Source organism: Streptomyces sp. NBC_00299 (assembly GCF_036173045.1).
In the GTDB taxonomy this organism is placed as follows: Bacteria; Actinomycetota; Actinomycetes; order Streptomycetales; family Streptomycetaceae; genus Streptomyces; species Streptomyces machairae.
Genome location: NZ_CP108039.1, coordinates 3,426,856 through 3,453,090, shown reverse-complemented (window position 1 = coordinate 3,453,090; position 26,235 = coordinate 3,426,856). Strand labels below are relative to the sequence as shown.

Sequence of the window (26,235 nt, the reverse complement as noted above, 5' to 3'; positions counted from 1 at the left end):
ACGCGACCGCGGAGCCATTCCCACCCGGGGTATGTCCGGGTACGTGACGCCTGCCGCATTAGTACGACTAACAAGGTCCGCCTGTGGACAACCGGCACAGCCGTCTCGGGCGACCTGGCAGCATGGCCGTGTGACAGCAGCAACGCACTCCACCCTCTTCCCGCAGGTACCGGACTCTGCCGACGCGGTGCTCGAAGGGCTCGACCCCGAGCAGCGCGAGGTGGCCACCGCCCTGCAAGGCCCGGTGTGCGTGCTCGCGGGGGCCGGTACGGGCAAGACCCGGGCGATCACCCACCGGATCGCCTACGGGGTGCGCGCCGGCATCCTCCAGCCCTCCAGCGTGCTCGCCGTCACCTTCACCAACCGGGCCGCCGGGGAGATGCGCGGCCGGCTCCGCCAGCTCGGCGCCGCCGGGGTCCAGGCACGTACGTTCCACTCGGCCGCTCTGCGCCAGCTCCAGTACTTCTGGCCGAAAGCGGTCGGCGGCTCCATGCCCCGGCTCGTCGACCGCAAGATCCAGCTCGTCGCCGACGCGGCCGCCGCCTGCCGCATCCGCCTCGACCGGAACGAACTGCGGGACGTCACCGCCGAGATCGAGTGGTCCAAGGTCACCCGGACCGTCCCCGCCGACTATCCGCCCGCCGTGGCCAAGGCGGGCCGCGACGCCCCTCGCGACCCGGCCGAGATCGCCCAGATCTACAACGTCTACGAGGACCTCAAGCGGGACCGCGCGGTCATCGACTTCGAGGACGTCCTGCTGCTCACCGTCGGCATCCTCCAGGACCGGCACGACATCGCCGACCAGGTCCGCTCCCAGTACCAGCACTTCGTGGTCGACGAATACCAGGACGTCAGCCCGCTCCAGCAGCGCCTGCTGGAGCTGTGGCTCGGCGACCGGGACAGCCTGTGCGTGGTCGGCGATGCCAGCCAGACGATCTACTCGTTCACGGGAGCAACTCCCGACCATCTGCTCGACTTCCGCACCCGTCACCCAGGCGCGACCGTCGTCAAGCTGGTCCGCGACTACCGCTCCACCCCGCAGGTCGTCCGCCTCGCCAACAGCGTGCTCGCCCAGGCCCGGGGCCGCGCCGCCGACCACCGCCTGGAACTGGTCTCCCAGCGCGACCCGGGTCCCGAGCCGGTGTACATGGAGTACACGGACGAGCCCGCCGAGGCCGAGGGGGCCGCTCGCCGGATCCGGGACCTCATGGACTCCGGAGTTGCGGCCGGCGAGATCGCCATCCTGTTCCGTACCAACTCCCAGTCCGAGACCTACGAACAGGCCCTCGCCGACGCGGGCGTCCCCTACCAGCTGCGGGGTGCCGAGCGGTTCTTCGACCGGCCCGAGGTGCGCAAGGCGGGCATCGCCCTGCGCGGCGCGGCCCGCTTCGGAGGCAACGACTCACTCCTCGACGACGCCGTCGACCTGCCCTCGCAGGTGCGGGCCGTGCTGTCGGGCGAGGGCTGGACGACCGAGCCCCCGGCCGGCTCCGGGGCCGTCAGAGAACGCTGGGAGTCGCTCGCCGCCCTGGTGAACCTCGCCCAGGACTTCGCCGCCGCCAAACCGGGCGCCTCTCTCGCCGACCTCGTCGCGGAGCTCGACGAGCGGGCGAACGCCCAGCACGCCCCAACCGTCCAGGGCGTCACCCTCGCCTCTCTCCATTCGGCCAAGGGCCTGGAGTGGGACGTCGTCTTCCTGGTCGGCGTCGCCGAGGGCATTATGCCGATCACCTACGCAAAGACGGACGAGCAGATCGAGGAGGAACGCCGGCTCCTCTACGTAGGTGTCACCCGTGCCAGGCTGCACCTCCATGTCTCCTGGGCGCTCACCCGCGCACCCGGCGGCCGTCCGAATCGCCGCCCGAGCCGCTTCCTCGACGGGCTGCGCCCCGGCTCGGCCGCCACCGCAGGGCGCGCCGCCGCTGTCGGTTCCGGCGGTGTCGAGCGCGGCTTCACGAGCAGGCCGGACGCCGCCCCGAGACGCACTCAGCGCTCCCCGGCCCGCTGCCGTGTCTGCGGGCGCACCCTCACCGACGCCGGCGAGATGAAGCTGATGCGCTGTGAAGGGTGCCCCTCCGACATGGATGAGGGCCTCTACGAACGACTCCGAGAGTGGCGTGCCGTCCAGGCCCGGCTCAGCGGGCAGCCGGACTTCTGCGTCTTCACGGACCGGACCCTGATGGCCATCGCAGAGGCGGAGCCGACCAGTCCGGTTGAGCTGTCCCGCATCTCCGGCGTCCTCAAGCGGAAGCTGGAGCGCTACGGAGCAGATGTGCTGGCCATCTGTGCAGGCCAGGAGGTTGGGGAGGGCTCCGACGGGGAATGACACGAACTCGTCGAAAAAATAGTTTGCGCATGCCCCAGCAATCCCCATAGGTTCTTAGCCACGGGAACGGAGGCCTTCTCGGAGGCCCCAATTCCGTGTTCTACTTGCATACCCGACGGACTGGTTAACCCCAGTCCCCTTAGACGCCGAGAGGAGGCGAGTCCAGTGATCAGCATCAACACCAGCTCCATCAGCACCGTGAAAATGACCGATCGCTCGGTCGTCGCCTCCCTGTGCATGCTCGGCGCCTCGAACCAGGGCACCGGTCTGTCCGGCATCCGTGCCGCGCGTCCGGCGTCCGCCCTGTCTCTCGCGGGTCTTCCTGTCCGCGAGGGCAATGAGCGACCGACCAAGGCACTGGAAGCGGCAGTAGTGGCACGGGCCAAGGCCTATGCCTTTACGGCGACCGGTGCCGGATTCCGGAAGCAGACGAAGCAGCACCACCTGATGTGGGCCTTCCGTGGGCCAGAACCCTGGAGTGATCCAGCCTGATCGTCGATCAGGCCGGCGCCTTCAGGGCCGCGGAACCCCATCCGGGATCCGCGGCCCTTCTGTTTGTCCCAAAACAGGGATGACGGAGCGAAGGGGCCTCGGGACAAGAAAGACCCGGTACCAGCCGCCACCCGGCCCAACAGGGCCGGAACGACCAGACGAGGAAGACGAACCGTGCAACTCGAAGCGCACGCCCCGTCCGTACCGCCTTCAGACGTGATCCCCAAGCCCGGCCCCACGGAGGACCCCACCTTGACCCCGCTGACTGCGCTCACCGCGCTCGACGACGCCATCGAGAACCTCGGCGTGCCCGTCCCCTGCCGTTCCTACGACCCGGAGGTCTTCTTCGCCGAGTCGCCGGCGGACGTCGAGTACGCCAAGTCCCTCTGCCGCACCTGCCCGCTGATGGAGGCCTGCCTCGCCGGCGCCAAGGAGCGGCGTGAGCCCTGGGGCGTCTGGGGTGGCGAGCTGTTCGTCCAGGGTGTCGTCGTCGCCCGGAAGCGGCCGCGTGGTCGCCCGCGCAAGAACCCGGTCACGGCATGAACACCACCGGAACGATCGACCGTCCCTTCACGCACGACCCCCAGAAGCAGGCCCCGATGAAGCCGTCCACCCACGAGCTCGCAGGCTCCGCGCCTGAAGACTTCACCACCAGTGGCGCGAACGACTCGCGTCAGAACAGGAACCGAGAGATGCAACTCATCCAAGAAGCCCTGGCACGTGCGCATATGCACGAGCGCCGGTACGTGGCCGAGCAGGAACGCCGGGCCATGCGCCTGGCGACCGCTCGCCGCATGCAGCGTCGGGCCGAGCGGGCCTCGCTGCGCGCCCGCCGCGCGCTCGCCATGGCGGTCATGCAGTAATCGACATCGCCGCCGGACGGCGGCGGCCTCCCGACCCGGGAGGCGGTAGCTCCCATGGGGGCCGGTTCCGTACGAACGGGACCGGCCCCCGCAGTGCGTTGTGACCGCCGATCGGGTAGCGACGGCGTTATCGTCACTGAGTGACGAGTCTTCCCGGAGGCAGTGACAACGGCGGTTCCGCCACGGAGCCACAGTCCCTCGTGTGCGCTCGCTGCGGCACCAGGGCCAAGGCACCGCAGCCCACCTGGACCTGCTCCGTGGAGAACGGCACCCGCCACTACGTCTGCGATACCTGCTCCAGGGAGAACCTCAGAGCGATCGAGGGACGGCTGGACTCGGCCTGGTGGTAGGGCCGCTCACGCCTCCGCCGCCGACTCCTCCTCTTCCGTCAGCTCCTCCGGCACGAAGCCGGGCAGCCAGTCCTCCAACTCCTCGCGCAGTCGCACCGTCGCGCCCAGCTGGCACAGCACACCGATGGTGCTCAACGTCACCCGGTGGATGAGGAGATAAGCCGGGGGCAGGTTGAGCTGCTTGGCCAGCTGGTAGGCGGGCGAGCGCGGGTCGGCCACACGCCCGGCCTGACTGCGCATCCAGCCGCGGGTGAAGGTGAACTCCTCCACCTGAGCCGGTTCGATGATCGGCAGCAGATAGTCGAGGACGGCGTTCGGGTCCAGGTCGATCGACTCCTTGACGAAGCCCTCGGCGCAGAGCAGTTCGTAGACCGCCTCCGCCTCGCCGTCCAGCGTCATGCGCAGGGAGTCGCCGATGGGGGTCGGCAGACCCCCCGGGAGCCGGTCGACCGTGCCGAAGTCCAGGACTCCCAGCCGCCAGTCGTCCTCACCCTCCGGGCCGCCCGGCAGGAGACGGAAGTTCCCCGGGTGGGGGTCTGCGTGCAGCAGCCCGGTGCGGGCCGGGCCGGAGAAGAGGAAGCGGGCCAGAAGCTGGCCGGCACGGTTGCGTTGCTCCTCGGTGCCCTCGGAGATCACCTCCGAGAGCGGGACGCCGTCGATCCACTCCGTGACCAGAACCTGCTCGCACTGGTGGACCACCGCAGGGACAACGACGTCCGGATCGTCGGCGAATTCCTCCGCGTGGGCCTGCTGGGCCTGCGCCTCCAGGCCGTAGTCCAGTTCCTCGGAGACCCGGTCCTTCAGCTCCGCGATCAGCGGCTTGATGTCCATGCCCGGAATCAGCGGACCCAAGAGACGGGCAAAGCGGCTCAGTTGGTTCAGATCGGACAGTAGAGCCTCGCCGGCTCCCGGGTACTGCACCTTGACGGCCACCTCACGACCGTCATGCCACACCCCCCGGTGCACCTGGCCGATCGAGGCGGCAGCGGCGGGCTTGTCCTCGAACTCCAGGAACAGCCCCTGCCAGTCCTCACCGAGCCGCTCCGCCAGCACCGAGTGCACGGTGCGCGTCGGCATCGGGGGTGCGGCCTCCTGCAGTTTGGTGAGCGCGGCGCGGTAGGGGCCGGCGATCTCCTCGGGCAGGGCCGACTCGAAGACGGACAGGGCCTGCCCGAACTTCATCGCACCGCCCTTGAGCTCGCCGAGCACCTTGAACATCTGCTCGGCGGTGCGCTGCTGCAGCTCGCGGCCGACGATCTCCGCGGACTCGCCGACGATCCGCTTGCCCAGTCCCCAGGTCGCCCGTCCGGCGAAGCCGAGCGGGAGCGCGGCGAGCTTGGCGGTACGGGTGACCGCCTTGCGGGGAAGATCAGACATGCGCCCTCCAGGTACCAGCGGACCGCTCCGAGTCTGCCGCACGGCGTGACTCCTTCGGCGGCCGTTGCTCCGCCATTGTCTCGCGCTACTGCTCGTCCTCGGAGGGGTGTTCTCCCTCACCTTTCTCCGTGGCGCCGCACGCGCATGCGTGGTGCGCCCACACTGGCCGCGCGTGCCAGCTCAGACCGGGTAGGGATACCTCCCAGCGTGCACCGGCGCTCGACGGAATCCGTCCATCCAGAAAGGCTAGGGCGTGTGCGGCCGTCAAGCCGGCGACCGTGGTGGCCAGTGCGAGATCACAGGGGTGTACGTCGCGTGTTCGTCCGGTGCCTGAGCGCCACTGCGCGACCAGACGGGGCCAGGCCGGGTCCCGGTCGGTGCGTCCCTCGTGGAGGCAGCCGGCACAGGCCGTCTCACCGGGCAGGACCAGCGGGCCGACCACGCCGGTGCCCTCCACGACGCCGGCGTACAGATGCGGCGTACCAGAAGCGATCAGGGGTTCGGCGGCGGACGGGGAGGGTGCGTGCACCGTGACGTCGTCCCGGGGCGCGATGATCACCAGGGAGTGGCCGGCGCCGTCCTGGCCGGGAGGCGACTGGGCGCCCCGGCGTGGTGGCCGGTCCGGTGCGCAGCGGCGTGCGGCCCGACGGGCGGCCTCGTCCCTGCGGTCGCCGACCGCCTCCGCGGGCAGCCCGCCGGGTGCCACGTCCCACGGCTCGACCCGGCCGACGTCGCGCACGTCGACCTCCCCCACCCCCGCGCCCGACAGCAGCGAGGCCACCATCGCGCCCACCCGGCCGGCGCCTCTCACTTGTACGCGCAGTGAACGGCGGGCGGCCAGGCGGCCCATCGCCTCGCCCGGTTCGGACGTGGTCAGGGACAGCGAGGCCAGGTCGGGGCGCAGCCGGTCCAGGACATCCTTCTTGCGCCGCAGGGCGTCGCCGGCCGGCCCGCCTCCCTTCGCGTCGTCGAGGAGCCCCGCCCGTGCCAGCCGTCGCACCAGCCCGTCGACATGACCGTCCGGCAGGTCCATCCGGCGGCCCTCTGCACGCAGCATCTCCAGCCCGCGAGTGCCGTTGAGCAGATCGAGGAAACTGCCCGTCGCCGTGTCCATCGGACCCAGCGTCAGAGCGTGCGCCGGAGTCATCCCGAACTGCACCGTGTTGAGATCCCGCCAGCCGCGCCTGAGCGCGGGCTTCAGTAAGGGAGTCAGCGGAGCCAATGGAGCCGGCGCCGTTGAACTCGGCGTGGTCGATGTAGTCGACGGAACCGTCGAATCTCCTGAAACAGCCGAAACCGTCGCTTGCATGAACAGGCCCCCGTAGCCGTCGTGGAACGTCCCCGTGTGCCGGTGGAGCTCGGTCGCAGCCCCGCCGGTGACAGCCAGCATGCCCCGACAGGGAACCCGGCGCCGAAAGTTGTCCACAGGCGGTGGATATTCGTCGTACAAATCAAACGCACGGTGGGGGATCGGCACGGAACCGTCCCGGAGTCGGGACTTCCCCCATGCGCAGCGGGTAACGTCGGGGCGTGTCCGCCGACCCACTGCACCGCGCCGGAACGCCACAGCGCAGTACGACGAGCCCGCCGTCGAGCGGCTCGGGGGCGAGCGCGATCGAGGTCCGCAGAAGCGCCCGGCGCCGCCGGACGGTCTCGGCGTACCGCGAGGGCGATCGCACCGTCGTGCTCATCCCCGCCCGGATGTCCGAGGCCGAGGAGCAGCGCTGGGTGAACGTCATGCTCGACAAGCTGGCCGCCCAGGAGAGCAAGCGGGTCCTCGGTGACACCGAACTGGCCGAGCGGGCGGAGCGGCTGTCGGCGCAGTACTTCGACGGCCGCGCGCGGCCCAACTCGGTCCGCTGGGTCACCAACCAGAACACACGCTGGGGCTCGTGCACCCCGGCCGAGGGCAGCATCCGGCTCTCGCACCGCCTGCAGGGCATGCCCGAGTACGTCGTCGACTACGTCCTCCTTCACGAACTCGCGCATCTCCTGGTGCCCGGACACGGGCCCCGCTTCTGGCGGCTGCTGGAGGGCTATCCCCGCACCGAGCGGGCGAAGGGCTACCTGGAAGGCGTGGTCGCCGCCGAACGGTTGCCTCATGTGCCCGGCGCCCGCGGCGAGTGACCGCTCCCTGAGGACCCCCGGAGGCGGCACTTCCGGTTCGGTCGGGCGAGGGTTGTGTACCGGGTCTGTACCGGCTTCGCTCGATGTCCGAGTTTGCCGTTAGCCTGGCGCGACGCAATCACATTCGGGATGGGGGACGGTCGTTACGCATGGCCAGGGAATTCCAACGCGGCCACAAGGCCAGGATCAGTGACCTCACCTCGGGCACCGATCTGTACGTAGGGGTACAGATCGCCGCTCCGGGGCTGTCGTTCGACATCAGCTGCTTCGGTCTCGACGCCGACGAACAGCTCTCGGACGACCGCTACTTCGTCTTCTTCAATCAGCCGAAGTCACCTGAGGAGTCCATCCAGCTCCTCGGCGCCCAGGCGGGCGACACGGAGTCCTTCCGCGTCACGCTCGACAAGATCCCCCCGCAGATCCAGAAGCTGTCCTTCACGGCGACGATCGACGGCGCCGGACAGATGTCGCAGGTCAGCCCCGGGTACATTCGCATCGTCGCCGGCGGCGAGGAGGTGGCCCGGTACGCCTTCAGCGGCTCGGAGTTCACCACCGAACGCGCCGTGATGCTGGGCGACTTCTACCTCAAGGACGTCTGGCGGTTCGCCGCCGTCGGACAGGGCTTCGACGGTGGCCTCGATGCGCTCCTGAGGAACTTCGGCGGCGAGGTCGCTGAGGAGGAGACGCCGGAAATCCCGCAGCAGGCCCAGCAGCCGCAGGCCGGCGCGGCCCCTGGCTTCGCACCGCCCGCCCAGGCCACCGCGCCGCCCGCCTTCGGCGCCCCGGCGCCTGCTTCGGCGCCTGCACCGGCCCCGGCTCCCGCGCCCGCACCGCAGCCCGCCGCGCAGGGCTTCGCGCCCCCGCAGGGGGCCACGCCGCCGCCTCCGGCCCCGGCGCCCTCGGTGCATGCCCAGCCCACGATCGTCGCGCCGATCACGCCGCCGGGTGGCGCCCCGCCGCCCCCCGCCCCGGCTCCCGCGCCCTACGGCCAGCCGGGCCAGCAGCAGCCGTACGGCCAGCCGGGCCAGCAGCAGCCGTACGGCCAGCCCGGACAGCAGCCGCCGTACGGCCAGGCGCCCGCCCCGAGCGCCCCGCCGCCGCCCGGTTACGCCCAGCCCCAGGCACCGCAGGCACCGGCCCCGCCCCCCGGTTACGGTCAGCCGACCCCGCCTCCGGGCTATGGCCAGCAGCCCCCCTACGGGCAGGTCCCCGGCCAGCAGGCCCCCTACGGTGCCCCCCAGGGCGTCCCCCAGGGCGCCCCCCAGGGCGCACCCCAGGGCCCCGGTGTGGCCGCGGCGCTCCAGCAGTTCAAGGAGACGCCCACCGGTCAGCGCTGGACGCAGCAGAACAAGAAGATGGTCCGGGTCGACCTCGGCATCGGCGGGCAGCCCGTACTGGCCCGGCAGGGCAGCATGGTGCTCTACCAGGGCAAGGTCGACTTCAGCTACAAGGGCGCCGGATTCTCCGGCCGGATCGTGGGCAACGCGACCGGCCAGGAGATGCAGCTGATGCGCTGTACCGGCCAGGGCCAGGTGTTCCTCGCCGAGAACTCCACGATGCTGCACCCCATCGAGCTCCAGGGCGACGGCATCTGCGTTTCCGCCGAGAACGTCCTCGCCTTCGACGAGAGCCTCCAGTACGAGGTCCGCCGTATCGAGGGCCACGGCATCCCCGGCGGCGCGCTGTTCACGATGCAGTTCACCGGCACCGGCACGATCGTCGTCAAGACGCACGGCACGCCCGTGGTGCTGCCGGTCACGCCCACGACGTTCGCCGACGCCAACGCCGTGGTCGCCTGGTCGTCCGCAGCACAGGTGATCGTCTCCAGCCAGGTACGGATGCGCCGCAACGCGTACCCCGGCGACACCGGAGAGAGCGTGAACCTCCAGTTCCGGGCCGCTCCCGGCAACTTCATCGTCGTCCAGCCGTACGAGATCTGAGGGAGCCCGTCATGAACCAGCCGCTCGCGGGCTTCGCCCCCGCACCCGTCTCCGCTCGCATGGAGAACCACGGCAACCACATGGCGAAGATCGCCATGCAGACCGGGAACGACCTCTTCGCGCGCATGGGGTCGATGGTCGCCTACGAAGGCTTCGTCCAGTACGAGCCCAACCCGCCGGCCGTGCGCCAGATCGCCAAGGACTGGATGACCGGCGAGGGCGCGCCCCTGATGAAGTGCTCCGGCGACGGACTGCTCTACCTCGCCGACTACGGCGCCAACGTCGTCATCATCAACCTCAACGGCGACGGCATCTCCGTCAACGCCACCAACCTGCTTGCCTTCGACGCGCATCTGACGTGGGGCGTCGAGCGGGTGAAGGGCCTGGCGAAGTTCGCCGGACAGGGCCTGTGGAACACCAAGATCTCCGGGCAGGGCTGGGTCGCGCTGACCTCCCGGGGCAAGCCGATCGTCGTCGACTGCGGCGGCGGCGAGGACGAGACGTACGTCGACCCGGACGCGCTCGTCGCCTGGTCCCCGAACCTCAAGGTGAAGGGCAAGCGCAGCTTCAAGGCGCAGTCGCTCATCGGCCGGGGCAGCGGTGAGGCCTACCAGATGGCCTTCTCCGGCCAGGGCATCGTCGTCGTCCAGCCCAGCGAGGACAGCACCGACCGTCTCCGGGTCCGGGGCTGAGGGGGAGCCAGAACGCCATGCAGAGTCCGCTTTTCGCCTACAACGACCAGCAGACCCAGGAGCGCTGGAGCCTGCAGAACAAGCAGATGCTCCGCGTCGCCCTGGAGGGCCACGACGACATCCTCGCCCGCAAGGGGACCATGGTCGCCTATCAGGGCCTGGTCGAGTTCGACGCCGAGTTCCAGAGCAACCAGCAGGGACGCGCGCGTGCGCACACCGGCGAGGGCCTCGACCTGATGCGCTGCCACGGGCAGGGCACGGTCTACCTCGCCAACCTCAAGCAGCACGTGCACATGGTGGACGTGGAGCAGGACGGCCTGACCGTCGACAGCAGCTACGTGCTGGCGATGGACTCCTCACTGCACCATGAGGTCATCGCCGTCGACAGCCTCTACGGCATCTCCGGCTCCGGGAAGTACCAGCTCAACATCACCGGCCGCGGCAAGGTCGCTCTGATGACCTCGGGCATGCCACTGATGATGCAGGTGACGCCCGACAAGTACGTCAACTGCGACGCCGACGCGATCGTCGCGTGGTCGACCGGCCTGCGCGTCCAGATGCAGTCCCAGACGCACTCCTCCGGGGTGTGGCGGCGCCGCGGCAACACCGGTGAGGGCTGGGAGCTCAGCTTCATGGGCAGCGGTTACGCGATCGTCCAGCCCAGCGAACTGCTGCCGCCGCAGAACGCCCAGGTCGGATCGGGCCTCGCCGCGCAGTACGGCATGGGCCAGCAGGGAGCGCGAGGCCAGAACCAGGGCAACGTCTGGAGCTGATCGCTCCGCCGATGGGGCCGAGGGGGGCTCAGGGGCCGTGGGCCATTTCTGGCCACGGGCCGCAGGCCGTGTGCGGCCGTGGGCCGTATGTGGCCGTGGGCCGTATGTGGCCGTGGGCCGTATGCGGCTAGTCGCTCAGTTCCGCGCGCCCCTTACGGGGCGCGGCCCACCGCCCGGAAGCAGACGTGAGGGGCGACCGCCGGCGCGGTCGCCCCTCACGCATGTCTCAGGCCGCGAGCCTCGCCCGTGTCGCCTCCAGCAGGCGTACGACCGAGTCGTCGGCCACCTCCGCCACCTCGTCGTAGGCGAACCAGCGCAGGTCGAGGGACTCGTCACTGATGGCCTCCACGGCTCCGGCCGGAGCCAGTGCGGCGTATTGGACGTCGAGGTGCCAGGCGCACGGGGTGTGGTGCCGGTCCAGGCGGACGGGGCCGCCGGGCAGCAGGGTCAGCCCCGCGACGCCCGACTCCTCGGTGGCCTCGCGCAGGGCGGCCGCGGCCAGCGTGTCGTCGGCCGACTCGCAGTGGCCGCCCATCTGCAGCCACATGCGCATCTTCTTGTGCAGGGTCAGCAGCACGCGCCCGCGCGACGGGTCGATCACCAGCGCGCTCGCGGTGATGTGCCCGTCGCCGCAGGCCTTCCACATGCCGTCCGGGTGTGCCTCCAGATGCTCCAGGTAGGTCTGGCGCAGCTCCGGCTGGTCCTCGTGGCCCTTCAGCACGAGGACCGCGTCGTCGTACAGGCTCACTCGGTGTCGTCGCCCTTGGAATCGCCCTGGGCGTCGCCCTTGGTGTCGTCGTCCTTCTTCAGGTCCGGCTTCCCGGTCGAGCCGTGCGCCGCCTCGCCGAGCATCTTGTCCAGCTCGGAGAAGTCGATCTGCTCGCGGTGCACGAAGCCGTCCGGGTCGTCCAGGTCGGAGGCCGTCGGCAGCATGTCCGGGTGGGCCCACACGGCGTCACGGCCGTCGACACCGCGCGCGTCCGTGAGCGAGGCCCACAGACGTGAGGCGTCGCGCAGACGGCGCGGGCGCAGTTCCAGGCCGATCAGCGTGGCGAACGTCTGCTCCGCAGGGCCGCCCGAGGCGCGTCGGCGCCGCAGCGTCTCACGCAGGGCGTCAGCGGACGACAGACGGGGTTTCGCGGCGGCGTGGACCACCGCGTCGACCCAGCCCTCGACGAGCGCCAGAGCCGTCTCCAGACGGGCCAGAGCCGCCTTCTGCTCCGGCGTGTCCTCCGGCTGGAACATGCCCTGCTGGAGTGCGTCCTGCAGCTGCTCCGGGTTCTGCGGGTCGAACTGGCCGACCACGTCCTCCAGCTTGGCCGTGTCGACCTTGATCCCGCGCGCGTAGCCGTCGACCGCGCCGAACAGGTGCGAGCGCAGCCACGGCACGTGCGCGAACAGGCGCTGGTGGGCCGCCTCGCGCAGGGCGAGGTACAGCCGCACCTCCTCCTTCGGCACGCCCAGGTCCTTGCCGAACGTCTCGATGTTGATCGGCAGCAGCGCGGCCTTGCCCACGGGGCCGAGCGGCAGACCGATGTCGGTGGAGCCGACGACCTCGCCCGCGAGCACGCCGACGGCCTGCCCGATCTGCGTGCCGAACATGGCGCCGCCCATCGAGCGCATCATGCCGATGAGCGGGCCGGCCATGGCCTGCATCTCCTCCGGCAGGACGTCGCCCATGGCGGTGCCGACGCGCTCGGCCACCGGGTCGACGAGCTCCTGCCACGCGGGCAGGGTCGCCTCGACCCACTCCGCGCGGGACCATGCCACCGCGGAGCCCGCGCCGGACGGCAGCGCCGTCGCGTCGTCGAGCCACAGGTCGGCCAGGCGGACGGCTTCCTGAACGGCATTGCGCTCGGCGGGGCCGACGCTCGCGTCCTTCGTGCCGTCCGCGGTGCCCTGGGAGACCGTCTGGCGGGCGATCTGCTTGGCCATGTCCCAGTTCACCGGGCCGCCCTCGTAGGAGAGCATCTGGCCCAGCTGCTGGAACGCGGCGCCCAGGTCGGTGGGGTTCAGGGAACCGAACATGGCAGCGAACGGATTGTCGGCACCGGTGCCACCGAAGCCACCGGCTCCGGGCAGCCCGCCGAAACCGAACGGGTTGGCCGGGCCCTGACCACCACCGCTCTGCTGGTCCTTCTTCTTGCCCTCGTCGCCGTCGTCCGGCTCCTCCGGCGGAAGGCCGAATCCGAATGGGGTGTCACTCACGGGATTCCTCGGCTGGTAAGGCCACCGGTTTGGCACCGGCGGCGCGACTGCCCGATAACACCACCCAGCGTAGACACCGCGAGCCGTTCGGGCCTCGGTGCTTCGCCGACTCTTGGCCTGCGGCAGGATGGATGCCACCTGGTTCGTACGCGTCACTCGCGTCCGTACTGAAGACAACCGCTGGAGACGCCCGGTGAGTTCCCCTGATCCGCAGGTTCGCGCAGCGCGAAACCAGTCAACCCCTCCCGCGCGCGGCGTGCGCGGCCCCGTCGTCGCGGTGACCGGTGCCGCGTCCGGCATCGGAGCCCTGCTCACGGAGCGGCTGGTCGCGTCGGACGAGGTCAAGCAGGTCATCGCCATCGACGAGCGGCGCGGCGAGTGCGCGGCGGCGCAGTGGCACATCCTGGACGTGCGGGACCCGGCCATCGCGGACAAGCTGCGGGGCGCCGACGTGGTCGTGCACCTGGCGCTCGACCTGGATCTGGAGACGGATTCCGCCGCCCGGACGGCATACAACGTTCGGGGGACGCAGACCGTTCTGACCGCCGCTGCGGCCGCCGGGATCCACCGGGTCGTGCTGTGCACGTCCGCGATGGTCTACGGGGCGCTGCCGGAGAACGAGCTGCCGCTGTCCGAGGACGCGGAGCTGCGGGCGACGGCGGAGGCCACCGGGGTCGGGGATCTGCTGGAGATCGAGCGCCTCGCGCGAAGGGCGCCCCGGGCCCACCCGGGACTCAATGTCACCGTTGTCCGGCCCGCAGTGCTCGTGGGCGGCACGGACACCGCGCTGACCAGGTACTTCGAGTCACCGCGGCTGCTCGTCGTCGCCGGTTCCCGGCCCGCCTGGCAGTTCTGTCACGTCGAGGATCTGTGCAGCGCCCTGGAGTACGCCGTCCTGGAGAAGGTCGACGGGGAACTCGCCGTCGGCTGCGACGGCTGGCTGGAGCAGGAGGAGGTGGAGGAGCTCAGCGGGATCCGCCGTATGGAGCTTCCCTCGGCGGTCGCGCTGGGCGCGGCGGCCCGGCTGCACCGGATCGGACTGACCCCCTCCCCGGCCGGTGACCTGGCGTACACGATGTATCCCTGGGTCGTGAGCGGGAGCCGGCTCCATGACGCCGGGTGGCGGCCGCAGTGGACCAACGAGGAAGTGCTCGCGGAGCTGCTGGAGGAGGTCTCCGGCAGGCACACGGTCGCCGGGCGGCGGCTCGGGCGCAAGGACGCCACGGCGGCCGGCGCCGCGGGAGCGACGGTGGCCCTGCTGGGCGCGGCGGCGGTGGTGCGCAGGGCACGGAAGGCCCGGCGGCGGATCTGAGGTCCGTACGACCCTCCAAACCTCCACACGCGTGTGCCGGGCGAATCGGCAATTCCCCGGTGCCGGTGACCTGGTGCACGATGGGGGCATGGCACCCACCCACGATCACCCCGGTGAGCAGGCCGCGCAGGATCCCATCAAGCTGCTCGCGATCCGCGATGCGCCGCTCTCCGTGGACGAGGTCTTCCGGCTCGTCGGGGACGACGCCGCCGGAGGCATCGCGCTCTTTGCCGGGACCGTGCGCAACCACGACGGGGGTGCCGACGTGGATGAGCTCGGGTACTCCTGCCACCCGAGCGCCGAGGCCGAGATGCGGCGCGTCGCCGAGAAGGTCGTCGCCGAGTATCCGGTGCGGGCGCTCGCGGCCGTGCACCGGGTCGGAGACCTCAGGGTCGGGGACCTCGCAGTCGTCGTCGCCGTCTCCTGTCCGCATCGCGGGGAGGCCTTCGAGGCGTGCCGGAAGCTGATCGACGACCTCAAGCACGAGGTGCCGATCTGGAAGCACCAGAAGTTCTCCGACGGCACCGAGGAATGGGTCGGCGCCTGCTGAACCCTCCCGGAACCGGTCCGACGGAACCCGTCCACCCCACTCCGGTTGCGTAACCGCACCCCTGACGTGAGCGTTGTCAGTGCCAGTGGTTAATCTGCTGATCAGTCAGTTGCGGTCGCTCATTGGGGATGGGAGGACGGCATGGCGGCACTCGCCTGGTTGCTGATTCCGCTCGCGGCTGCGATCGGCGCCGGCCTGTGGGGCAGTTGGGCCAACCGGACCCGCAAGGCACGGGGCGACGGGCCGGAGCTCGACGGGTATGCCCGGTTCCGCGAGGCCATGGAGAAGAGATCCTCCTCCCACACGTGATCGTGCGGACGGGTATGCGGCCCTGACGGGGCACTGACAGGCGTGTCACGTACTGTCGTGGCATGCCACGCCGCACCGCGACGATGCTCGCCTCCACCCTGATGCTGATCGCGCTCCTGTGCGCGGGAGTCTTCATCCCCGTGCCGTACGCGGAGATGTCGCCCGGGCCGACGGTGAACACCCTGGGCGATCATGACGGCGAGCCGGTGCTGCAGGTCAACGGTCGCAAGACCTACCCGACGACCGGGCATCTCAACATGACCACCGTCCGGGTCACCAGCGCCGACTACAGGATGAACCTCGTGGAGGCCGTCTACGGGTGGCTGGCGCATGACAACAAGGTCGTGCCGCACGACACCCTCTACCCGGACGGCAAGACCGAGGAGCAGTCCACCCAGGAGAACGCCGAGGAGTTCAGCCAGTCCCAGGAGAGCGCCAAGGTCGCCGCCCTGAAGGCACTGGACATCCCGGTGCAGAGCTGGGTGATCGTCTCGACCGTGGTCAAAGGGACGCCTGCCGAGGGCAGGCTGCACGCCGGTGACGTCATCAAGTCCGTCGACGGTACGACGGTGAAGGAACCTGCCGACGTCGCCAAGCTCGTGACCAAGCACAAGCCGGGCCAGGACGTCGTCTTCACGATCGTGCCGGCCAAGGAGCAGGCCGCCGCCGAGAAGGAGCGCCGGACGCCGACGAAGACCGAGAAGGTCACGATCAGGACCGCCGAGTCCGACGACAGCGGCGAGAAGCGCGCCGTCGTCGGGATCTCCGCCGGGACCGACCACACCTTCCCGTTCACCGTCGACATCAAGCTCGCCGACGTCGGCGGCCCCAGCGCGGGCCTGATGTTCGCACTCGGGCTCTACGACAAGCTCACCCCGGGCAGCCTCACCGGCGGCAAGTTCGTCGCCGGCACCGGCACCATCGACGATGCCGGCAAGGTCGGCCCCATCGGCGGCATCGAGATGAAGACCGTCGGCGCGCGTGAAAAGGGCGCCCAGTACTTCCTCACGCCGGCCGACAACTGCGCGACGGCCGCCCGTGACGTCCCCAGCGGCCTCACCCTGGTCAAGGTCGGCACCATCGACGACGCCCTCGGCGCCATGAAGGACATCCGCTCCGGCGACACGGCCGACCTGCCGAAGTGCACGACCAAGGACTGAGCGACGAACCTCGAGCACGGCAGTGGGGGCGCCCTTCCCTTTGGGGGGCGCCCCCACTGCCGTACTGGACCGCCGTACCTGAGGACTTCAGTCCGCGAACGTCGCCGCCAGAGCCTCCGCGAGTCCCGGGACCAGGTCCGGGCCGGTGAGGACCTCCGTCGGGGTGTCCTTCTCGCGCAGGCGCAGGGCCGATTCGCGGGCGCCGTCGCGCAGGACCGCGACCGTCATGCGGACCTCCTGGCGCTCGGGGTGGTCCGCCACCCACTTCGCGAGCTTGGCGTCGCTCAGGCCCTGCGGGACCTGGGTCTCGGCGGACGGGGGCAACATGAGACGCTCGACCGTGAGCGCGCAGCCGGCCACCGCGTCGGGCCAGGCGATCGTGGCGAGGAACTCATCGAGTGCCTTGCCCGTTTCAATTTCGTCCTGCTCGATCGGGGTCAGGCCGGAGGACTCCTGCTCGTCCCCCAGGCCGAGCTGGGCGGCGAGGCCGGGTTCCTGGGCCCGCAGCCGTGCGGTGTCTACGAGGGCGAAGAGGCGGGCGGGCTGGTCCCAGCCGAGGCCGGAGGCGTACTCGTCGATCTCGAGAACGGCCCGGGTCAGCGGGCTCGCCGCCATGGGAGTGTTGGACATGGTCACAATCCTGCCTCGTTCCCGGCCGGAATCGGGAACTGAGTAAAGCGTGAGTAAGTTGCATAGGTGTGGGCCCGCGATCACGGGGGGCCACGGAGGGCCCACGAAGACGCGGGTCTGACGGATCAACAGCGAACCTCGGGGTGCGAACCTTGGCTTTCCAGATGCCGGACCGCGGCGGAGGCCCGACCGGGCCACGGATCAGAGTGGGCCGCCCGTCCCGGCGTGTCCGGACGCTGCTCATGACACTGGGCGTCCTCGCCGTCCTCGGCATGGCCTTCACCATGTTCGCGGGCTTTTGGACGGACTGGCTCTGGTACCGGTCGGTGAACTACTCGTCGGTGTTCACGACCACGCTGTGGACGAAGATCGGACTCTTCTTCGTCTTCGGTCTGTTGATGGCCCTCTCGGTCGGGTTCAACATCTGGCTGGCGCACCGACTGCGCCCGCCGCTGAGCGCCATGTCGATGGAGCAGCAGAGCCTCGACCGCTACCGCATGGGCATCGCGCCCTACAAGAAGTGGCTGCTGCTGGCGATCACCGCGCTGGTCGGTCTGATCGCCGGTGCCTCCGCATCCAGCCAGTGGCGGACCTGGCTGATGTGGGTCAACGGCGTTCCGTTCGGCGAGAAGGACCCGCAGTTCCACCTCGACGTCGGCTTCTACGCCTTCGACCTGCCCTGGTACCGGTTCCTGCTCGGCTTCGGCTTCGCCGCGGCGATCCTCTCCGTGATCGCCGCCGCGCTCACCCACTACCTGTACGGCGGGCTGCGCATCACCAGCCCGGGCGCGCGTGCCACGGCCGCGGCGACCGGTCATCTGTCGGTCCTCATCGGCATCTTCGTCGCCCTGAAGGCCGTCGCGTACTGGCTCGACCGGTACGGGCTCGCGGTGAAGTCCAGTGACTTCAAGGCGACCGACAACTGGACCGGCCTGAGGTACGTCGACGCCAACGCGTATCTGCCGGCCAAGACGATCCTGTTCTGCATCGCCGTCATCTGCGCGCTGCTGTTCTTCGCCACGCTGTGGCGGCGCACCTGGCAGCTGCCCGTCATCGGCTTCGGCCTGATGGTGCTCTCGGCGATCCTCATCGGCGGCCTGTATCCGGCGATCGTGCAGAAGTTCCAGGTCCAGCCCAACGAGCAGGCCAAGGAAGCGCCGTACGTCGAGAAGAACCTCAAGGCGACGCGCGACGCGTACGGCATCGACGGCACCAAGGTCACCGAGTACCCGGGTACGAGCAAGACCGAGGACAAGACCAAGCTGCGCGACGACGTCGACTCCACGGCGAGCATCCGCATCCTGGACCCGAACATCGTCTCGCCCACGTTCCAGCAGCTCCAGCAGATCAGGAACTACTACGCGTTCCCGACCAACCTGGACGTCGACCGGTACGCCAAGGACGGCAAGGACCAGGACACGGTCATCGGTCTGCGCGAGATCAACCTCAACGGCATCCCGAAGCGCAACTGGATCAACGACCACTTCCGTTACACCCACGGCTACGGCGTGGTCGCCGCCGAGGGCACCAACGCAGACGCCCAGGGCCGACCTGACTTCACCGAGTCCGACCTGCCGTCCAAGGGCGACCTCGGGACGTACGAGCAGCGGGTCTACTACGGCGAGAAGACCACCATGTACTCGATCGTCGGCGGTCCCCAGAAGGAGATCGACTACTCCGACGACAGCGGTGAGAAGACCTACAGCTACAAGGCCGACAGCGGGGTCAGTCTCTCCAACCCGGTCAACCGGGCCGCGTACGCGGTGGCGTTCGGCGAGCCGCAGATCCTGTACTCGGGTGCGATCGGCGACGGTTCGCGCATCCTGTACAACCGCACGCCCAAGGAGCGCGTCGAGGCGGTGGCCCCGTGGCTGACCATCGACGGTGACGCCTATCCGGCGGTCGTGGACGGCCGTATCCAGTGGATCGTCGACGCCTACACGACGACGAACGGCTATCCGTACTCCTCCCGTACGACCCTCGGTGACACGACGGCCGACTCGCTGACCGCCGCCAACGACCAGCGGGCGGTGGTGGCCCAGCAGAACCAGGTCAACTACATCCGCAACTCGGTGAAGGCGACGGTCGACGCCTACAGCGGCGAGGTCAAGCTCTTCCAGTGGGACACCAAGGACCCGGTCCTGAAGACCTGGATGAAGGCGTTCCCGGACACGGTGAAGCCTAAGAGCGAGATCTCGAAGTCGCTGATGGACCATCTGCGCTACCCGCAGGACCTGTTCAAGGTCCAGCGCGAGCTGCTCACCCGCTACCACGTGAAGGACGCCACGACGTTCCTCAGCGGCAGCGAGGTCTGGCAGGTGCCGGACGACCCGACCAACAAGTCGGGCAGCGCCGTGCCGCCGTACTACCTGAGCATGAAGATGCCCGACCAGAAGGCACAGGCGTTCTCGCTGACGACGACGTTGACGCCGAACGGCAGAGACAACCTCAGTGCCTTCATGGCGGTCGACGCCGAGGCGGGCACCAGTGGCTACGGCAAGATCAGAATTCTGAAACTGCCGACCAACACCACGGTCAACGGTCCAAGTCAGGTCCAGAGCCAGTTCAACTCCGAGCAGAACATCGCCGAGACGATCAGGCTGCTGAGAGGCGGCGACTCGGAGGTCGAGTACGGCAACCTGCTGGCGGTCCCGCTCGACGGCGGACTCCTCTATGTGGAGCCGGTCTATGTGCGCGGTGGCGGACTCAAGTACCCGCTGCTGCGGAAGGTGTTGGTGTCCTACGGCGGCACCACCGCCTTCGAGGACACGCTCGGCGAGGCCCTCAACAAGGTCTTCGGAGCGGAGGGCCCGACCACTCAGCCACCGGACGAGGGTGAAGACGAGGGCGGCGGCACGACACCTCCGCCGACGTCCACCAACCCGACGGTCCAAGAGGCGTTGAACGACGCCCAGGACGCCTTCGAGGCCGGCCAGGAAGCTCTCAAGGAGAACGACTGGGAGGCCTACGGCAGGGCGCAGAAGGATCTCGAGGACGCGCTGAAGCGGGCCGAGGACGCACAAGCGCAGGCCGACAAGACCGGCGGTTCAGGCGGTGGCGGCGGTGGCGGCAGCGCGAGCCAGAGTTCCAGTCCGAAGCCGAGCAGCAGTCCCAGCGGCAGTTAGGGACGACGGCTGATCGAATAGCCCACCCCGCGCCGTGATACGGTTGCAGAACAACGGCGCGGGGTGGAGCAGCTCGGTAGCTCGCTGGGCTCATAACCCAGAGGTCGCAGGTTCAAATCCTGTCCCCGCTACTGAAGTCGGCGAGTATTTCGTACGACAGCGAAGGCCCGGATCCTCAAGAGGATCCGGGCCTTCGTCGTGTGCGAACGCATGTGCCGCACGGCGAGACGGCCGCGCCGCCTCGGGGAGTTGGGGGAACTGTGTTTGACTTGTCTCTCTGTGGGCATGTCGACAAAACGCTGAAGTGACCTCAATGGCTGCGGTATACCAGGTGTACCCAGGTTGCAGGTGGTGCGACGATGGACGTTATGGGGGACAAGGCAACTCTGTTGGAGACAGGGCGGTTTGTGCAGCCTGCCGACTTTGTGCGGCCGACGGTCGATTTCGTGCGGTCCACGGACGGTGCCTCCCAGCCGATGGGCGGCCTCCCGCGGCAGGTGAGTGACCTCACACGGTCGGACAGTGACCTCACACAGTCGGACGGCGAGTTCGCGCTCGACCGGCCGACGGACCAGGACGAGACCGGGGACGCCGCCGAGGAGGCGCGGCAGCGGCTCGCCGCCGAGGGCGGGGACGTCGAGGCGATGAGCGTCCTCGGGGCCATGCTGCTGCGCCGCGGGGATCTCGACGGAGCCGAGGCTCATCTGCGTGCCGCCACCGCAGCCGGGGACCGGGCCGCAGCCAACAACCTGGGAGTTCTTCTTCACCAGCGCGGGTACGCCGACGAGGCCGCCGGCTGGTGGCGGATCGCCGCCGTCGCCGGGTCGGCCGCGGCCGCGCACGCGCTGGGACGCCATCACCGTGAGCGGGGCGACGAGCCTGCCGCCGAGTACTGGCTGCGGCAGTCCGCCGAACAGGGACACGCGTTGGGCGCCTACGCGCTCGCCGACCTGCTGGAGCACCGCAGCGACGGCGCGGCCGAGCAGTGGATGCGGGCCGCGGCGGAACGCGGGCACCGGGAGGCGGCGTACCGGCTGGCGCGCGCACTCGACCGGCAGGCGGTGCGGGCGGGGGAGGACGAACTCGACAACGGTGTCGCGCCGGACGAGTCGCTGGTGGCGGAGGCCGAGCAGTGGTACCGGCAGGCCGCCGCGCGCGGGCACCGCCGGGCCGCGCTGCACCTCGGGGCGATCCTGGAGAAGCGCGGCGAGCTCAAGGAGGCCGGGCGCTGGTATCTGACGTCCGCCAAGGACGGGGAGGCTCGGGCCGCCTGCGCGCTCGGGTTCCTGCTGAGGGACGCGGGGGACACCGAGAGCGCCGCCGTGTGGTGGCTGCGGGCCGCCCAGGACGGCGACGGCAACGCGGCGAACGCGCTGGGCGCGCTGCACGCCGAGCGCGGCCAGACGCAGACCGCAGAGCGGTGGTACCGGGCCGCGATGGACGCGGGCGATGTCAACGGCGCGTACAACCTCGGGCTGCTCTGCGCCGAGCAGGGGCGGACCTCGCAGGCCGAACAGTGGTACCGGCGGGCGGCATACGCCGGGCACCGCGAGGCGGCGAACGCGCTGGCGATCCTGCTGCTCCAGGGCGGGGACGCGACGGGCGCCGAGCCGTGGTTCTCCAAGGCTGCGGAGGCGGGCAGTGTGGACGCCGCGTTCAACCTGGGAATCCTGCACGCCGGGCGGGGCGAGGAGCGAGCCGCGCTGCGGTGGTACGAGCGTGCCGCTGCCGCCGGTCACACGGAGGCGGCGCTGCAGGTCGGGATCGCGCGGCTGCGGGACGGGGACGAGTTCGCGGCCGAGCGGCATCTGCGCTGTGCGGCCGGGGGCGGCAGTGCGGAAGCCGCGTACCGGCTGGCGACCGTGCTGGATGCTCGGCGTCCGCCGGAGCCCGAGCATGAGCTGGGGGAGCCGGCGCACGAGAAGACCGAGTGCGAGGAGTGGTACGAGCGGGCGGCCTCCCAGGGGCATCGGCGGGCGCAGGTGCGGGTGGGGATGCTCGCCGCGGCCCGGGGCGATGTGGTGGAGGCGGCTCGGTGGTACCGGGCTGCCGCGGAGGCCGGGTCTCGGAACGGTGCCTTCAATCTGGGGCTGCTGCTGGCCCGGGAGGGGAGTGAGCCGGAGGCGGCGGTGTGGTGGACGCGAGCGGCTGACGCCGGGCACGGGCGGTCGGCTTTGCGGCTCGCTCTGGTCTACGCGCGTCGTGGCGAGCTGGCGGAGGGAAAGCGGTGGGCTGATCGGGCCGTGGCGCTCGGGCCTCGGGAGGTTGCGGAGCGGGCGGCTCGGCTGCGGGACGCTCTGCGGGAGGAGCTCTCGGCGTGACGCTGCGCTGAGCTTGGTCGGCTGGGCTGGAGCGGGGTGGGTTTCTGGTGGCCCGGCGTTGGGGGTCGCCCCTGGGGAGAAACGCCGGACGGGCTGGATCACCGGGCCGAGGCAGTCGCCTCGACCAGCGATTTGCCTCTGTCCGCATGCTTGACGTAATGTTCAGTTCACCGACGCGGGGTGGAGCAGCTCGGTAGCTCGCTGGGCTCATAACCCAGAGGTCGCAGGTTCAAATCCTGTCCCCGCTACTGAAGGCCTAGGGCCGGGATCCGAAAGGGTCCCGGCCTTAGGTGTTTCCCGGGGTGTGTCAGGGCGTGTGGCCCACCGCCTCCTCGTACAGGGTGCGGTTCACTGTTCGGGACTCCGGGAGGGCGTCTCCCTCCGCCACTTCCTGGGCCTTGTATGCCGACTGCAGGCGGGTCGTCGTCCGGGCGCGGATCTCCCAGTCCATGCGGAGTGGCGGGGTGGAGCGCAGGATGGACGCGTCCGACTTCAGGAGTTCGGCGAGGTAGGTGACGAAGGTCGCATCCTGCTTGTAGTCCGACGCGAAGTAGGTGTTCACGGTGCGGATGTAGGCCCGGATCAGGGCGACTCCCGCGTCCACGTCGTCCTGGAGCAGTGTGGGGCCGTACAGCATGCCGCCCAGTGGTTCGCCCGGTGGCTGACCGCCGAGGAAGGCGTAGCCCTGCCGGCCGTCCACCTTGCGCCAGACCGGGTCCAGGAGCCAGGCCGAGTCGACGCCGCCGTTCTCCAGGGCCGTGAGGACGTCGGCCGAGCCCAGCTGCTGGTACTGGATGTCGGCGAGGCCGCCGCCGTGCTGCTCCAGGGCCTTCTCCATGGGGTACGCGATGACCGAGCCCTTGCCGATCATGGTGCCCAGCCTGCGGTCGGCCATGGCGACGCGGCTCGCGCTTTCGCCCTCCTTCAGGCGTACCCACAGGCCGCTCTTCGACTTCGGGTCGGGTGAGAAGTTCCCCGCGACCCACTTGATGTCGAAGCCGCCCTTGATGCCGTTCATGACCGCCGCCTCCGGGGCCGCCCACAGGGCGTCGATGTCGCCCTTGGCCAGGAGCGGGAGCGCGTCCGGAGTCGGCAGGACCTTCAGCGTGACATCCAGGCCCTCCTTCTTGAACTCACCCTTGTCGAGCGCGACTTGCAGGGGAGCCACGTACTCGGCGCTCAGCGTGCCCGTCGCGATCGTCAGCTTGCGGGGCTCGGGCACGGGCTGTGGGGGAGGGGCGCCGGGGAGACAGCGGGCCGGGGTTCGGGTCGGGGAGAGGTCCTTCGGGTCCGTCCAGGCCTTGTCGCCGCAGCCTTCCACCGGGCGGATGGTGCGTTGCCCGCCGCCCGAGTTCGAGGAGGAGTCCGACTCGTACGGGGACGAGCAGGCCGCCGACGCCAGCAGTGCCGCGGCGGCCATGACGGCGCCGTATCGTTGCGTGGTCCTCCGCTTCATGACTGGCCCCTTCCTCGGTCCCTCGGTGCCCAGGGGGTGAGCAGGCGGCCGGCGAAGCGGATCAGTTCGGAGAAGAGGACCCCGAGGATCGCGACGCAGACGATGCCGACGAACATCACGTCGTTCTGGAACAGCGCGCGTGAATCGAAGATCAGATGGCCCAGGCCGTTCGTCGCGGCGATCTGCTCCGACGCGACGATGACCAGGACCGCCACACCCGCCGCGATACGCGCGCCCACCAGGACGGACGGGAGGGAAGCGGGCAGCAGGACGTGGCGGAACATCTGCCATCGCGAGGCGCCGAAGACCTGGCCCGCGTCGCGGTGGCCGGTGGGGATGGACATCACCGCGGACATCGTGGAGATCCAGACGAAGAAGAACACCGTGGCCGCCACCAGGGCCACCTGCGGGCCCTCGCCCAGGCCGAACATGTTCAGGAAGACGGGGAGCAGGGCCAGCTTCGGTACGACGTACAGGGCGTCCAGGAGCGGTTCCAGGGCCGCTCGTATCAGAGACAGGGAACCCATCAGCAGGCCCAGGGCGTAGCCCGCCGCCGTGCCGGCTGTGTATCCCGCGAGGACGCGCTTCAGCGTGGCCCATACGTCCGGCCACAGATCGCCGGCCGCCGCCCGGTCCCAGCCGTCGGCGAGGATCGTGGAGGGGGCCGGGTAGACGCGGTCGTCGATCCAGGCCTGCGCCGCGGCCAGTTGCCACAGCAGGAGGAGGACGAGGGGGACGGCGAGCGCCAGCGACAGCTCCAGTGCGCGCCTGCGGCGGTGAGTGCGTGCGGGGTGCAGTTCCTGTGGGCCGGGGCGGCGGACCAGGACCGACTCGGCGGGCGGCTTCGCGAGTGTCGTCATGCCGGTGCCGCCTCCTTGCGCAGCAGGTCCCACAGCTCGCTCTTCAGTGCCGTGAACTCGGGGGTGGCGCGGATGTCGCCGGTGCGCGGGCGCGCGAACGGCGGGCGGTGCCCGGCGATGATCCGGCCCGGGCGGGCGGACATGACCAGGACCCGGTCGCCGAGGACGATCGCCTCCTCCAGGCTGTGGGTGATGAAGAGCGTGGTGGTCCGCAGCGACTGCGTGATGTCCAGGAGTTCGTCCTGGAGGATCGTGCGCAGCTGGGCGTCGAGCGCCGCGAACGGCTCGTCCATCAGCAGCAGTTCGGGCTCCACGGCCAGCGCCCGGGCGATCGCCACGCGCTGGCGCATCCCGCCGGAGAGGGTGGCCGGGTAGGCGGCCGCGAAGTCCGACAGGCCCATGCGGGCCAGCCAGTCGTCGGCGCGGGCGTCCGCCTCGCGCCGCGGCACGCGCTGGATGTCCAGGCCGAAGCGGACGTTCGCGCGGACCGACTTCCAGTCGTAGATGCCGTAGTCCTGGAAGATCATGGCGGCCGGGCGGCTGCTGGATGTACGGATCTCCAGGGTGCCGGCGCTCGGGCGGAGCAGGCCGGCGGCGATGCGCAGCAGCGTGGATTTGCCGCAGCCGGAGGGCCCGACGACACAGACGAACTCGCCGGGGGCGACGGTCAGATCGAGGGGGCCGAGGGCGTGGACGGTGTGGGGGGTTCGGCCGAAGGTACGAGTCAGGTCGTTCGCTCTGAGTTTGGGGTACGGCTCTCCCACTTCTGTCTCCTTGCGGAGTGCGGTACGGACGTGTGGGTGCCGTTGACCATATGACGGTCCGTCAGATTCTGGAACCCCGCCCGCCCGCACCCGGGCAGCACAAAGCCCCGGCACTCACGGGCGCCGGGGCTCAGGGAAAGTGGCCGACTAGGCCTTCGCGCAGTTCGGGCAGACGCCGCGGTACGTCACCTCGACGTCCGACACCGTGAAGCCGAAGCGCTCGGAGTCGGGGAGGTCGGCCATCGGGTTGCCCGTCGGGTGGACGTCCCGGATGGAGCCGCACTGGGCGCAGACCAGGTGGTGGTGGGGCCGGTGGGCGTTCGGGTCGTACCGCTTCGCGCGCTTGTCGGTGGAGACCTCGAGCACCTCGCCGAGGGTGACCAGCTCGCCCAGCGTGTTGTAGACGGTCGCCCGGGAGATCTCGGGCAGCTTGGCGACGGCCCGGGCGTGCACCTCGTCGGCCGTCAGGTGGACGTGATCGCCGGCGAGTACCTCGGCCACGACACGCCGCTGCGCGGTCATCCGCCATCCGCGTCCGCGCAGCCGTTCCAGAAGGTCACTCATGCAGAACACCTTAACAGCAGGATGACCAGCTTCCGA

General features: G+C 70.1%; 23 protein-coding genes, 2 tRNA genes and 1 pseudogene. 17 read left to right on the top strand and 9 right to left on the bottom strand.

From position 1 onward, the window contains the following. Positions 1 to 130: 130 nt before the first annotated feature. The 5 genes from OHT51_RS15040 to OHT51_RS15020 all read left to right on the top strand — a co-directional run bounded on the left by OHT51_RS15040 (position 131) and on the right by OHT51_RS15020 (position 4,031). Positions 131 to 2,326, top strand: a complete 2,196-nt coding sequence (locus OHT51_RS15040; protein ID WP_328879442.1) for an ATP-dependent DNA helicase UvrD2 — start codon at positions 131 to 133, stop codon at positions 2,324 to 2,326. A 165-nt stretch (positions 2,327 to 2,491) separates the two neighbouring features. Next, on the top strand, positions 2,492 to 2,818 hold the full coding sequence (locus OHT51_RS15035) for a hypothetical protein (protein WP_328879441.1): 327 nt from the start codon (positions 2,492 to 2,494) through the stop codon (positions 2,816 to 2,818). 174 nt (positions 2,819 to 2,992) lie between these two features. Next, positions 2,993 to 3,361, top strand: coding sequence for a WhiB family transcriptional regulator (locus OHT51_RS15030; protein ID WP_274243164.1), 369 nt, complete (start codon positions 2,993 to 2,995; stop codon positions 3,359 to 3,361). Next, the gene (locus OHT51_RS15025) at positions 3,358 to 3,681 is read left to right on the top strand and encodes a hypothetical protein (protein ID WP_328879440.1); all 324 of its coding nucleotides are present in this window, start codon (positions 3,358 to 3,360) and stop codon (positions 3,679 to 3,681) included. The genes OHT51_RS15030 and OHT51_RS15025 overlap by 4 nt, the downstream gene beginning before the upstream one ends. Before the next feature lie 140 nt (positions 3,682 to 3,821). Further along, positions 3,822 to 4,031 carry a hypothetical protein gene (locus OHT51_RS15020; RefSeq protein WP_328879439.1) on the top strand — a complete coding sequence of 70 codons (210 nt, stop codon included), beginning with the start codon at positions 3,822 to 3,824 and terminating at the stop codon, positions 4,029 to 4,031. 6 nt (positions 4,032 to 4,037) lie between these two features. Here the strand turns inward: OHT51_RS15020 and OHT51_RS15015 are convergent, their stop codons facing one another. Together OHT51_RS15015 and OHT51_RS15010 are read right to left on the bottom strand one after the other, a co-directional pair. Further along, the gene (locus OHT51_RS15015; protein WP_328879438.1) at positions 4,038 to 5,408 is read right to left on the bottom strand and encodes an ABC1 kinase family protein; all 1,371 of its coding nucleotides are present in this window, start codon (positions 5,406 to 5,408) and stop codon (positions 4,038 to 4,040) included. Further along, positions 5,401 to 6,621 (bottom strand): annotated as a pseudogene (locus tag OHT51_RS15010) (ThiF family adenylyltransferase). The gene OHT51_RS15015 and the pseudogene OHT51_RS15010 overlap by 8 nt, the downstream one beginning before the upstream one ends. Before the next feature lie 317 nt (positions 6,622 to 6,938). On the opposite strand from OHT51_RS15010, the gene OHT51_RS15005 reads away from it, so the two are divergent. The 4 genes from OHT51_RS15005 (at position 6,939) to OHT51_RS14990 (ending at position 10,940) form a co-directional block, all read left to right on the top strand. Beyond that, complete coding sequence (locus tag OHT51_RS15005; protein WP_328879437.1) at positions 6,939 to 7,535, top strand: M48 metallopeptidase family protein; 597 nt, start codon at positions 6,939 to 6,941, stop codon at positions 7,533 to 7,535. Between the two features lie 149 nt (positions 7,536 to 7,684). Next, positions 7,685 to 9,475, top strand: coding sequence for a TerD family protein (locus tag OHT51_RS15000; protein WP_328879436.1), 1,791 nt, complete (start codon positions 7,685 to 7,687; stop codon positions 9,473 to 9,475). A gap of 11 nt (positions 9,476 to 9,486) precedes the next feature. Beyond that, entirely contained in the window at positions 9,487 to 10,167 is a 681-nt protein-coding gene (locus OHT51_RS14995; RefSeq protein WP_328879435.1) for an AIM24 family protein, read from the top strand. Between the two features lie 17 nt (positions 10,168 to 10,184). Beyond that, positions 10,185 to 10,940, top strand: a complete 756-nt coding sequence (locus tag OHT51_RS14990) for an AIM24 family protein (RefSeq protein WP_328423666.1) — start codon at positions 10,185 to 10,187, stop codon at positions 10,938 to 10,940. Positions 10,941 to 11,166: 226 nt separating this feature from the next. On the opposite strand, the gene OHT51_RS14985 is transcribed toward OHT51_RS14990, so the two are convergent. Together OHT51_RS14985 and OHT51_RS14980 are read right to left on the bottom strand one after the other, a co-directional pair. Next, the gene (locus tag OHT51_RS14985; protein ID WP_328879434.1) at positions 11,167 to 11,688 is read right to left on the bottom strand and encodes an NUDIX hydrolase; all 522 of its coding nucleotides are present in this window, start codon (positions 11,686 to 11,688) and stop codon (positions 11,167 to 11,169) included. Beyond that, on the bottom strand, positions 11,685 to 13,148 hold the full coding sequence (locus OHT51_RS14980; RefSeq protein ID WP_328879433.1) for a zinc-dependent metalloprotease: 1,464 nt from the start codon (positions 13,146 to 13,148) through the stop codon (positions 11,685 to 11,687). Before OHT51_RS14980 ends, OHT51_RS14985 begins: the two co-directional genes overlap by 4 nt. 193 nt (positions 13,149 to 13,341) lie before the next feature. Between OHT51_RS14980 and OHT51_RS14975 the strand changes: the two genes are divergently transcribed. The 4 genes from OHT51_RS14975 to OHT51_RS14960 all read left to right on the top strand — a co-directional run bounded on the left by OHT51_RS14975 (position 13,342) and on the right by OHT51_RS14960 (position 16,479). Further along, on the top strand, positions 13,342 to 14,460 hold the full coding sequence (locus OHT51_RS14975; RefSeq protein WP_328423660.1) for an SDR family oxidoreductase: 1,119 nt from the start codon (positions 13,342 to 13,344) through the stop codon (positions 14,458 to 14,460). An 88-nt stretch (positions 14,461 to 14,548) separates the two neighbouring features. After that, positions 14,549 to 15,010 (top strand): molybdenum cofactor biosynthesis protein MoaE, encoded by a 462-nt coding sequence (locus tag OHT51_RS14970; RefSeq protein WP_328879432.1) that lies wholly within the window; start codon positions 14,549 to 14,551, stop codon positions 15,008 to 15,010. A gap of 141 nt (positions 15,011 to 15,151) precedes the next feature. Next, on the top strand, positions 15,152 to 15,319 hold the full coding sequence (locus OHT51_RS14965) for a hypothetical protein (RefSeq protein WP_328879431.1): 168 nt from the start codon (positions 15,152 to 15,154) through the stop codon (positions 15,317 to 15,319). Between the two features lie 62 nt (positions 15,320 to 15,381). After that, complete coding sequence (locus OHT51_RS14960) at positions 15,382 to 16,479, top strand: YlbL family protein (protein WP_328879430.1); 1,098 nt, start codon at positions 15,382 to 15,384, stop codon at positions 16,477 to 16,479. An 87-nt stretch (positions 16,480 to 16,566) separates the two neighbouring features. On the opposite strand, the gene OHT51_RS14955 is transcribed toward OHT51_RS14960, so the two are convergent. Next, complete coding sequence (locus tag OHT51_RS14955; protein WP_328879429.1) at positions 16,567 to 17,109, bottom strand: PPA1309 family protein; 543 nt, start codon at positions 17,107 to 17,109, stop codon at positions 16,567 to 16,569. Between the two features lie 164 nt (positions 17,110 to 17,273). On the opposite strand from OHT51_RS14955, the gene OHT51_RS14950 reads away from it, so the two are divergent. The 4 genes from OHT51_RS14950 (at position 17,274) to OHT51_RS14935 (ending at position 22,803) form a co-directional block, all read left to right on the top strand. Further along, positions 17,274 to 20,234, top strand: a complete 2,961-nt coding sequence (locus OHT51_RS14950; protein ID WP_328884326.1) for a UPF0182 family membrane protein — start codon at positions 17,274 to 17,276, stop codon at positions 20,232 to 20,234. 57 nt (positions 20,235 to 20,291) lie between these two features. Further along, positions 20,292 to 20,365, top strand: a tRNA-Met gene (locus OHT51_RS14945). Between the two features lie 228 nt (positions 20,366 to 20,593). Continuing rightward, on the top strand, positions 20,594 to 22,555 hold the full coding sequence (locus OHT51_RS14940) for a tetratricopeptide repeat protein (RefSeq protein ID WP_443052481.1): 1,962 nt from the start codon (positions 20,594 to 20,596) through the stop codon (positions 22,553 to 22,555). Between the two features lie 174 nt (positions 22,556 to 22,729). Then, a tRNA-Met gene (locus OHT51_RS14935) sits at positions 22,730 to 22,803 on the top strand. 59 nt (positions 22,804 to 22,862) lie between these two features. Here OHT51_RS14935 and OHT51_RS14930 read toward each other — a convergent pair. The 4 genes from OHT51_RS14930 to OHT51_RS14915 all read right to left on the bottom strand — a co-directional run bounded on the left by OHT51_RS14930 (position 22,863) and on the right by OHT51_RS14915 (position 26,199). Next, on the bottom strand, positions 22,863 to 24,011 hold the full coding sequence (locus tag OHT51_RS14930) for an ABC transporter substrate-binding protein (protein ID WP_328879427.1): 1,149 nt from the start codon (positions 24,009 to 24,011) through the stop codon (positions 22,863 to 22,865). Further along, on the bottom strand, positions 24,008 to 24,871 hold the full coding sequence (locus tag OHT51_RS14925; RefSeq protein ID WP_328879426.1) for an ABC transporter permease: 864 nt from the start codon (positions 24,869 to 24,871) through the stop codon (positions 24,008 to 24,010). Before OHT51_RS14925 ends, OHT51_RS14930 begins: the two co-directional genes overlap by 4 nt. After that, positions 24,868 to 25,635, bottom strand: a complete 768-nt coding sequence (locus OHT51_RS14920; protein WP_328879425.1) for an ABC transporter ATP-binding protein — start codon at positions 25,633 to 25,635, stop codon at positions 24,868 to 24,870. The genes OHT51_RS14925 and OHT51_RS14920 overlap by 4 nt, the downstream gene beginning before the upstream one ends. Positions 25,636 to 25,782: 147 nt before the next feature. Further along, entirely contained in the window at positions 25,783 to 26,199 is a 417-nt protein-coding gene (locus OHT51_RS14915; RefSeq protein WP_190069503.1) for a Fur family transcriptional regulator, read from the bottom strand. Positions 26,200 to 26,235: the final 36 nt, after the last annotated feature.